Origin of the sequence: Streptomyces filipinensis (assembly GCF_014649495.1) — a bacterium.
GTDB classification, from domain to species: Bacteria; Actinomycetota; Actinomycetes; order Streptomycetales; family Streptomycetaceae; genus Streptomyces; species Streptomyces filipinensis.
Map to the genome: position 1 here is coordinate 1 of NZ_BMTD01000066.1, position 1,379 is coordinate 1,379.

At 66.9% G+C, this 1,379-nt stretch carries 2 protein-coding genes; both read right to left on the reverse strand.

Annotation, left to right across the window (positions count from 1 at the left end; translation table 11 throughout):
• The coding region (locus tag IE244_RS41465) for an alpha-amylase family glycosyl hydrolase (protein WP_268252943.1) at positions 1-934 on the reverse strand (934 nt) is incomplete at its 3' end.
• Positions 931-1,379: alpha-glucosidase C-terminal domain-containing protein (locus IE244_RS41470; RefSeq protein ID WP_191878757.1), on the reverse strand; the 449-nt coding region annotated here is incomplete at its 5' end. The genes IE244_RS41470 and IE244_RS41465, both read right to left, overlap by 4 nt.

Sequence of the window (1,379 nt, forward strand, 5' to 3'; positions counted from 1 at the left end):
TGGCGAGGATCTCGGAGACGGGATAGCGCGACTCCCGCCGTACGGCCATGAAGATGCGCGGCATGACCGGGAAGTGGAACGCCATGTGGCACTCGTCGCCGCCGGAGGCGTAGTCCCCGAAGTAGTCGACGACGTCCTCCGGCCACTGGTTGGCCTCGGCCAGCAGCACGGTGTCCGGGTACATCGCGTCGATCTCCTTGCGCACCCGCCTGAGGAACGCGTGGGTCGCCGGCAGGTTCTCGCAGTTGGTGCCCTCCTCCGCGTACAGGTACGGCACCGCGTCCAGCCGGAACCCGTCGATGCCGAGGTCCAGCCAGAAGCGCAGCGCCGCCAGGATCTCCTCCTGTACGGCCGGGTTCTCGTAGTTGAGGTCCGGCTGGTGCGAGAAGAAGCGGTGGAAGTAGTACTGGCCGCGCACGGGGTCGAAGGTCCAGTTGGAGGCCTCGGTGTCGACGAAGATGATCCGGGCGTCCTCGTACTGCTTGTCGTCGTCGGCCCACATGTAGTAGTCCCCGTACGGGCCGTCGGGGTTCTTGCGGGACTCCTGGAACCACGGGTGCTGGTCGCTGGTGTGGTTCATGACGAAGTCGATGATCACGCGCATGCCGCGCTGGTGGGCGGCGTCCACGAACTCCACGAAGTCGGCCAGGTCACCGAACTCCGGCAGGACGGCGGTGTAGTCGGAGACGTCGTAACCGCCGTCCCTGAGCGGCGACTTGAAGAACGGCGGCAGCCACAGACAGTCGACCCCCAGCCACTGCAGATAGTCGAGCTTGGCGGTCAGGCCCTTCAGGTCGCCGACGCCGTCGCCGTTGCTGTCCTGGAAGGAGCGGACCAGGACCTCGTAGAAGACGGCGCGTTTGAACCAGTCCGGGTCCCGGTCCCCCGCAGGTGTGTCCTCGAAAGTGTCCAGTACGGGTTCGTTGACGGTCATGACGCTGAGGGCCCTCCGTTCCGGGGCGTCGCCCGCCCGACGTGGAGCACGTGCGCCGGCGCGCTGCCGGGCGTCAGGCGCACGTAGTTGGTCCTGCCCCAGTGGTACGTCTCGCCCGTCAGTTCGTCGTGCACGGACAGGGCGGCGTGCCGGTCCAGGCCGAGTTGCGGCATGTCCAACGAGACCGTGGCCTCCTGGGTATGGCGGGGGTCGAGGTTGACGACCACGATGACCGTGTCCGTCCCCGTGCTCTTGCTGTAGGCGAGCACGGCGTCGTTGTCGGTCTGGTGGAAGCGGAGGTTCCGCAGGCGCTGTAGCGCGGGGTGTTCCCGGCGGATGGTGTTCAGCCTGGTGATGAGCGGTGCGATGGTGCGGCCCTCGCGTGCGGCGGCTTCCCAGTCGCGGGGTTTGAGCTGGTACTTCTCCGAGTCGAGGTATTCCTCAC